Below are 7,640 nucleotides of genomic sequence, written 5' to 3'. Positions count from 1 at the left end.
AGGTGCGGGTCGCCGGCGCCGTACGGCTGGCCAAGGCGGCGGCGGTGCACGTGGACGCGGCGGACGCGGAGGCGGACGTGACGGCCGCCGCCGACGCGCTGCCCGCGGCGGACGGCGGGGACGACGACGCGCAGTACACGGTGGACGGCGCGGAGGACCACGAACTGCTCTGGTACGCCACCCAGGAGATCCCCAACCTGGTGGGCTGACCTGCGGGCCTCCTCATTGTCGGTGGGGACGGGTACGTTTTCGGGCATGGGGATGCACACGGACGCGCACATCGTCTGGGACTGGAACGGCACGCTGTTCCACGACGTCGACGCGGTCATCGGGGCGACGAACGCGGCCTTCGCCGAGCTGGGCCTGGAGCCGCTCACACTGGAGCGGTACCGGGAGCTGTACTGCGTGCCGGTGCCGAAGTTCTACGAGCGGCTGATGGGACGGCTGCCCAGCGCGGCCGAGTGGGAGCTGATGGACTCCACCTTCCACCGCCACTACACGGAGCACCACGTGCGGTGCGGGCTCGCCGAGGGCGTGGTGGAGCTGCTGACGGAGTGGGCGTCGGTCGGCCGCAGCCAGTCGATCCTCAGCCTGTACGGGCACGAGGACCTGATCCCGCTGGTGCGGGGCTTCGGGATCGAGGCGCACTTCATACGGGTCGACGGGCGGACCGGACCGTCCGGGGGCGGCAAGGCGGAGCACATGGTGCGCCACCTCCGCGCGCTGACCGGGGTCGACCCGGCGCGCACGGTGGTGATCGGCGACGCGGCCGACGACGCGCTGGCCGCACGGCACGTGGGAGCCCGCGCCGTCCTGTACACCGGCGGCTCCCACGGCCGCGCCAGCCTGGAGGCGGTGGGAGTGCCGGTGGTGGATACGTTGCGGGAGGCCGTCGCGGAGGCGGAGCGGCTGGCGGCTGCCTGACGCCTGCGGCGCGTGGGCGGGTGCGGGGTCGTCGTGGTCGACCGCGCGGTTCCCGCGCCCCCGGGTCCGTGGTCCTGTCCGGCGCTGGAGGAGCACCCCTCGTGCGGGCCGGCCGCACTGTGCAGAACGTCAAAGTTCACGGCCTGGTTTTGTACACATACGGCTCATGACGGGGGGCCTGTAAGGAGAGATAGCCTTGGTGGCGTGATCAGCGCGATAGCTCGCGGGGACCTCGGTGTCCCTGCTGTGCGCCCGGAGAACACGGACGACATCCGTGACCGGGCGACGGTCGCTGGTCTTCGCGGGCGGCACGGGGCCAGGAGGGCACCCGGGACGCGGCGCACCTCCCGGAGAAAGGCGTCGCAGAGAGCGACGTCACACCCGTCGGGCGCGTCGAATTCGACCGAGAGGCCCCCGCTCCTCCCACCTCACGGCATAGCGTCGGCACAGACCGGACACCCCGTGTCGTACCACCGCACCACGAGGTCGGAGACCGTACTTCCTTCTACGTCACGCAACGGCGCGCGACAGGAGCCAGAGGACCATGCAGACCAAGCTGGACGAAGCCAAGGCCGAGCTGCTCGAGAGGGCGGCCCGGGTAGCTGAGAACAGCCCGGCCGGGGGGAAACTGCCGACTGGGACGACGGACAAGGGCATGCCCGACCGGGACACCGTGCTCGAGTTCCTCCAGCGCTACTACCTGCACACCGCCCCGGAGGACCTGAGCGACCGCGACCCGGTCGACATCTTCGGAGCCGCCTACTCGCACTACCGGCTCGCCGAGAGCCGCCCCCAGGGCACGGCCAACGTCCGCGTCCACACCCCGACCGTCGAGGAGAACGGCTGGACCTGCAGCCACTCCGTCGTCGAGGTGGTCACCGACGACATGCCCTTCCTGGTCGACTCCGTCACCAACGAGCTGACCCGTCAGGGCCGTGGCATCCACGTCGTCATCCACCCGCAGTTCGTGGTCCGCCGGGACGTCACCGGCAAGCTGATCGAGGTGCTCACCACCTCGCCCGGCGGCGACCTCCCGCACGACGCGCGCGGCCTCCCGCACGACGCGCACGTCGAGTCCTGGATCCACGTGGAGATCGACCGCGAGACCGACCGCGGCGACCTCAAGCAGATCACCGCCGACCTGCTGCGCGTGCTGTCCGACGTCCGCGAGGCCGTCGAGGACTGGGGCAAGATGCGCCAGACCGCGACCGCGCTGGCCGAGTCGCTGCCCGACGAGCCCGTCCCCGCCGACCTGCCCGCGCCGCAGGTCGAGGAGGCCCGCGAGCTGCTGCGCTGGCTCGCCGACGACCACTTCACCTTCCTCGGCTACCGCGAGTACCAGCTGCGCGAGGACGACTCGCTGGCCGCCGTCCCCGGCACCGGCCTCGGCATCCTGCGCTCCGACCCGCACCACGCCGCCGACGAGACCCACCCGGTCAGCCCGTCCTTCGAGCGGCTGCCCGCCGACGCCCGCGCCAAGGCCCGTGAGCACAAGGTGCTGGTGCTGACCAAGGCCAACAGCCGGGCCACCGTGCACCGGCCGTCGTACCTGGACTACATCGGCGTGAAGAAGTTCGACGCGGACGGCAACGTCGTCGGTGAGCGGCGCTTCCTCGGACTGTTCTCGTCCGCCGCCTACACCGAGTCCGTGCGCCGGGTGCCGGTGATCCGCCGCAAGGTCGAGGAGGTCCTGGAGCGCGCCGGCTTCTCGCCGCACAGCCACGACGGGCGCGACCTGCTCCAGATCCTGGAGACCTACCCGCGCGACGAGCTGTTCCAGACCCCGGCCGGTGAGCTCCAGTCCATCGTGACCTCGGTGCTCTACCTCCAGGAGCGCCGCCGGCTCCGGCTCTACCTGCGTCAGGACGAGTACGGGCGCTACTACTCCGCCCTCGTCTACCTGCCGCGCGACCGCTACACCACCGGCGTCCGGCTGCGGATCATCGACATCCTCAAGGAGGAGCTCGGCGGCATCAGCGTCGACTTCACCGCCTGGAACACCGAGTCGGTCCTCTCCCGGCTGCACTTCGTGGTCCGCGTCCCGCAGGGCACCGAACTGCCCGAGCTGTCCGACGCCGAGAAGGGACGCATCGAGGCCCGGCTCGTCGAGGCCGCCCGCTCCTGGGCCGACGGCTTCGCCGAGGCGCTGAACGCCGAGTTCGGCGAGGAGCGCGCCGCCGAGCTGCTGCGCCGCTACTCGGGTGCCTTCGCCGAGGGCTACAAGGCCGACCACTCCCCGCGCACCGCCGTCGCCGACCTGGCGCGCGTCGAGGAGCTCGGCGAGGAGCGCGACTTCGCGCTCAGCCTGTACGAACCGGTGGGCGCGGGCGCCGGGGAGCGCCGCTTCAAGATCTACCGCAAGGGGGAGGCCGTCTCCCTGTCCGAGGTGCTGCCGGTGCTCCAGCGGCTCGGCGTCGAGGTCGTCGACGAGCGGCCGTACGAGCTGCGCTGCGCCGACCGCAGCGTGGCCTGGATCTACGACTTCGGCCTGCGGATGCCCGGGGGAGCCGGCGCCGACCACCTCGGTGACGACGCCCGTGAGCGGTTCCAGGACACCTTCGCGGCGACCTGGACCGGCAAGGCGGAGAACGACGGATTCAACGCCCTCGTGCTCAGCGCCGGACTGACCTGGCGGCAGGCCGTGGTGCTGCGGGCGTACGCCAAGTACCTGCGCCAGGCGGGCTCCACCTTCAGCCAGGACTACATGGAGGACACCCTCCGCCACAACGTCCACACCACCCGGCTGCTCGTCTCCCTCTTCGAGGCGCGGATGTCCCCGGACCGGCAGCGCGCCGGGTACGAGCTGGTCGACGCGCTCCTCGAAGAGGTCGACGCCGCACTCGACCAGGTCGCCTCGCTCGACGAGGACCGCATCCTGCGCTCCTTCCTCACCGTCATCAAGGCGACGCTGCGCACCAACTTCTTCCAGGAGACGAGCGGCGGCGTGCCGCACGACTACGTCTCCATGAAGTTCGACCCGCAGGCCATCCCGGACCTCCCGGCGCCGCGCCCGGCGTTCGAGATCTGGGTGTACTCGCCGCGTGTCGAGGGCGTGCACCTGCGCTTCGGCAAGGTCGCGCGCGGTGGCCTGCGCTGGTCGGACCGCCGGGAGGACTTCCGTACGGAGATCCTCGGCCTGGTCAAGGCGCAGATGGTGAAGAACACCGTCATCGTGCCGGTCGGCGCCAAGGGCGGCTTCGTCGCCAAGCAGCTCCCCGACCCGGCCGTGGACCGCGACGCCTGGATGGCCGAGGGCATCGCCAGCTACCGGACGTTCATCTCGGCGCTGCTCGACATCACCGACAACATGGTGGCCGGCGAGGTCGTGCACCCGGTGGACGTCGTCCGGCACGACGAGGACGACACCTACCTGGTCGTCGCGGCGGACAAGGGCACCGCGAAGTTCTCCGACATCGCCAACGAGGTCGCCGAGTCGTACAACTTCTGGCTCGGTGACGCCTTCGCCTCCGGCGGCTCCGCCGGGTACGACCACAAGGGCATGGGCATCACCGCCCGCGGCGCCTGGGAGTCCGTGAAGCGGCACTTCCGGGAGCTGGGCGTGGACACCCAGACCCAGGACTTCACGGTCGTCGGCATCGGCGACATGTCCGGTGACGTGTTCGGCAACGGCATGCTGCTCAGTGAGCACATCCGCCTGGTCGCCGCCTTCGACCACCGGCACATCATCATCGACCCCGACCCCGACGCGGCCGTCTCCTACGCCGAGCGCCGCCGGCTGTTCGAGCTGCCGCGCAGCTCCTGGGCCGACTACAACACCGAGCTGCTGTCGGCCGGCGGCGGGGTCTTCCCGCGCAGCGCCAAGTCCATCCCGGTCAACTCGCAGATCCGCGAGGCCCTCGGCATCGAGCCGGGCGTCACCAAGATGACCCCGGCCGACCTGATGAAGGCGATCCTCAAGGCGCCGGTGGACCTGCTGTGGAACGGCGGCATCGGCACGTACGTCAAGGCCTCCACCGAGTCCAACGCCGACGTCGGCGACAAGGGCAACGACGCCATCCGCGTCGACGGCAAGGACCTGCGCGTCGAGGTCGTCGGGGAGGGCGGCAACCTGGGCTGCACCCAGCTCGGCCGGATCGAGTTCGCACTGCACGGCGGCCGGATCAACACCGACGCGATCGACAACAGCGCCGGCGTGGACACCTCCGACCACGAGGTGAACATCAAGATCCTGCTCACCGGTCTCGTCAAGGACGGCGACATGACCGTGAAGCAGCGCAACAAGCTGCTCGCCGGGATGACCGACGAGGTCGGCCGACTGGTCCTGCGCAACAACTACGCGCAGAACACCGCCATCGCCAACGCGCTGGCGCAGTCGAAGGACATGGTCCACGCCCAGCAGCGGTTCCTGAAGCACCTGGTGCGCGAGGGCCAGCTGGACCGGGCCCTGGAGTTCCTGCCCACCGACCGTCAGATCCGCGAGCGGCTCTCCTCCGGGCAGGGCCTGACCGGACCGGAGACGGCCGTGCTGCTGGCGTACACGAAGATCACGGTCGCCGAGGAGCTGCTGGCCACCTCGCTGCCCGACGACCCGTATCTGAAGGTGCTGCTGCACGCCTACTTCCCGACGGAGCTGCGCGAGCAGTTCCTCGACCGGATCGACACCCACCCGCTGCGCCGCGAGATCACCACGACGGTGCTGGTCAACGACACGGTCAACACGGGCGGTACGACGTATCTGCACCGGCTGCGCGAGGAGACCGGCGCGTCGCTGGAGGAGATCGTCCGGGCGCAGACCGCGGCCCGCGCGATCTTCCGCTCCTCGGTGGTGTGGGACGGGGTCGAGGCCCTCGACAACACGGTCGACGCGGACGTCCAGACCCGCATCCGGCTGCACTCGCGCCGCCTGGTGGAGCGCGGCACGCGGTGGCTGCTCAACAACCGGCCGCAGCCGCTGGAGCTCGCGGAGACGGTGGAGTTCTTCGCCGAGCGGGTCGAGCAGGTCTGGTCGCAGCTGCCGAAGCTGCTGCGCGGCGCGGACCTGGACTGGTACCAGCGGATCTACGACGAGCTGAGCGGCGCCGGCGTCCCGGACGAGCTGGCCACCCGGGTCGCCGGGTTCTCCTCGGCCTTCCCGACGCTCGACATCGTGTCGGTGGCCGACCGGACGGGCAAGGAGCCGCTGGACGTCGCCGAGGTGTACTACGACCTCGGTGACCGGCTGCGCATCACCCAGCTGATGGACCGCATCATCGAGCTGCCGCGCGCCGACCGCTGGCAGTCCATGGCCCGCGCGGCGATCCGCGAGGACCTGTACGCGGCGCATGCGGCGGTGGCCGCGGACGTGCTGGCGGAGGGCAACGGCTCCTCGACGCCGCAGCAGCGCTTCACGCAGTGGGAGCGGAAGAACGCGGCGCTGCTGGGCCGGGCCCGTACCACGCTGGAGGAGATCCACGGCTCCGACGCGTTCGATCTCGCCAACCTGTCGGTGGCGATGCGGACGATGCGGACGCTGCTGCGGTCGCACTCGTAGGCGCAGGCGCGTGAGGGCGTCCCGGACCGTGTCGGGTCCGGGGCGCCCTCGTGTCGTCGTGGTCCCCTTCGTCGCCGTGCCTTTCGTTGTGGTGCCTTGGGTGGGCATCGGCGGGGATCCGGTGCGGGGTCGCCGTTCCGGGCAATGGTTTATGTGTGACTGTCCGATTTTCGTCGTCCGCTCCGCCGGGGGAAGCCGGTGCGCGCCGTGCCGCGGTCCGGGCGGCGGCCGTCGCCCGGACCGCGGCCCCGGCCGTCGCCGGACTCCTTCTCGCCTTGATGGCCCTGGTGATCGTGCGGCTCCCGTGGGCCGGTGACCTGGGCATGCACGCGGCGACCTTGCAGCGGCTGCGGCACAGCCCGCTCGACCCCGGCAACCCGCTGGTCGACGCGGACACGCCGAGCCCGTACTACTCGCCGTGGACGCTGCTGCTCGGCACCGTCGCCCGAATACCGGGGCTGTCGGTGTTCGTGGTCCTGCGGCTGGCCGCCGTCGCCGGACTGGCGCTGCTGGTGACGGGCGTATGGCGGTACGTGCGGACGCTGAGCGCGCACCGGGCCGCGCCCGCGCTCGCCCTGCTGAGCCTGTTGCTGCTGTGGGGCACGACGCCGTTCCTGTGGAGCGGCTTCCCGGGGCTGAACTCGCTCGCGCTGACGGTGTCGTATCCGAGCACCTTCGCGCTCGGGCTCGCCTTTCACCTCTGGGCGTGGCTGGCGGGAGCGCTGCGCCGGGGGGCCGGGTGGCCGGCGTGGCTCGGACTGGGGGCGCTGTGGGGGGTGATCCTGCTCTGCCATCAGTTCTCGGGGGTCGTGGCCACGGTGGGTGCCGCCGCCACGGTGCTCGCGGAGGGGCGGGCCGGGCGCGTGGTGTGGTCGCGGCTCGGCGCCGGGGTGGTGGCGGGGGCGGTGGTGCTGTGGGTGTGGCCGTACTACGACTTCTTCGCGCTGTTCGGCGCGGGGGACGGGCTGGACGCGGTGCACCGGGGGCTGTACGCGCATCCGGTCGCACGGTACGGGCTGGTGCTGCTCGGGGTGGCCGCGCTGGTTCCGCGGTGGTGGCGGGACCGGTGGGACCCGCTGGTTCTCTTCGCCGGGCTGGGGGTGGCGGTCGTGGGGGCGGGATGGGTGAGCGGCCACTACTCGTGGGGGCGTGCGCTGCCGGCCGTGGTGATTCCGGCGCAGCTCGCGGTGGCGCTGGAGGCGGCGGGGGCGGAGGCGGGGCGGCG

At 71.5% G+C, this 7,640-nt stretch carries 3 protein-coding genes and 1 pseudogene; all 4 read left to right on the top strand.

Annotation, left to right across the window (positions count from 1 at the left end):
- Nucleotides 1-209, top strand: a pseudogene (locus B7767_RS15185) (hypothetical protein); the annotation flags it as partial.
- A gap of 46 nt (nucleotides 210-255) precedes the next feature.
- Nucleotides 256-924 carry an HAD family hydrolase gene (locus B7767_RS15180; RefSeq protein WP_085572656.1) on the top strand — a complete coding sequence of 223 codons (669 nt, stop codon included), beginning with the start codon at nucleotides 256-258 and terminating at the stop codon, nucleotides 922-924.
- 544 nt (nucleotides 925-1,468) lie between these two features.
- On the top strand, nucleotides 1,469-6,415 hold the full coding sequence (locus tag B7767_RS15175) for an NAD-glutamate dehydrogenase (RefSeq protein WP_085572655.1): 4,947 nt from the start codon (nucleotides 1,469-1,471) through the stop codon (nucleotides 6,413-6,415).
- Between the two features lie 155 nt (nucleotides 6,416-6,570).
- A partial coding sequence (locus B7767_RS15170) for a hypothetical protein (protein ID WP_085572657.1) occupies nucleotides 6,571-7,640 on the top strand: 1,070 nt, incomplete at its 3' end.

It is taken from the genome of Streptomyces sp. 13-12-16 (assembly GCF_002114215.1).
GTDB lineage: Bacteria > Actinomycetota > Actinomycetes > Streptomycetales > Streptomycetaceae > Streptomyces.
Note: the sequence above shows the minus strand (reverse complement) of the source record. Positions and strands in the feature narration are given on the sequence as shown.

What these genes read in the sequence shown, in the direction of transcription:
- B7767_RS15175 (WP_085572655.1), top strand. Translation starts at nt 1,469, where the DNA reads ATGCAGACCAAGCTGGACGAAGCCAAGGCCGAGCTGCTCGAGAGGGCG.
- B7767_RS15180 (WP_085572656.1), top strand. Translation starts at nt 256, where the DNA reads ATGGGGATGCACACGGACGCGCACATCGTCTGGGACTGGAACGGCACG.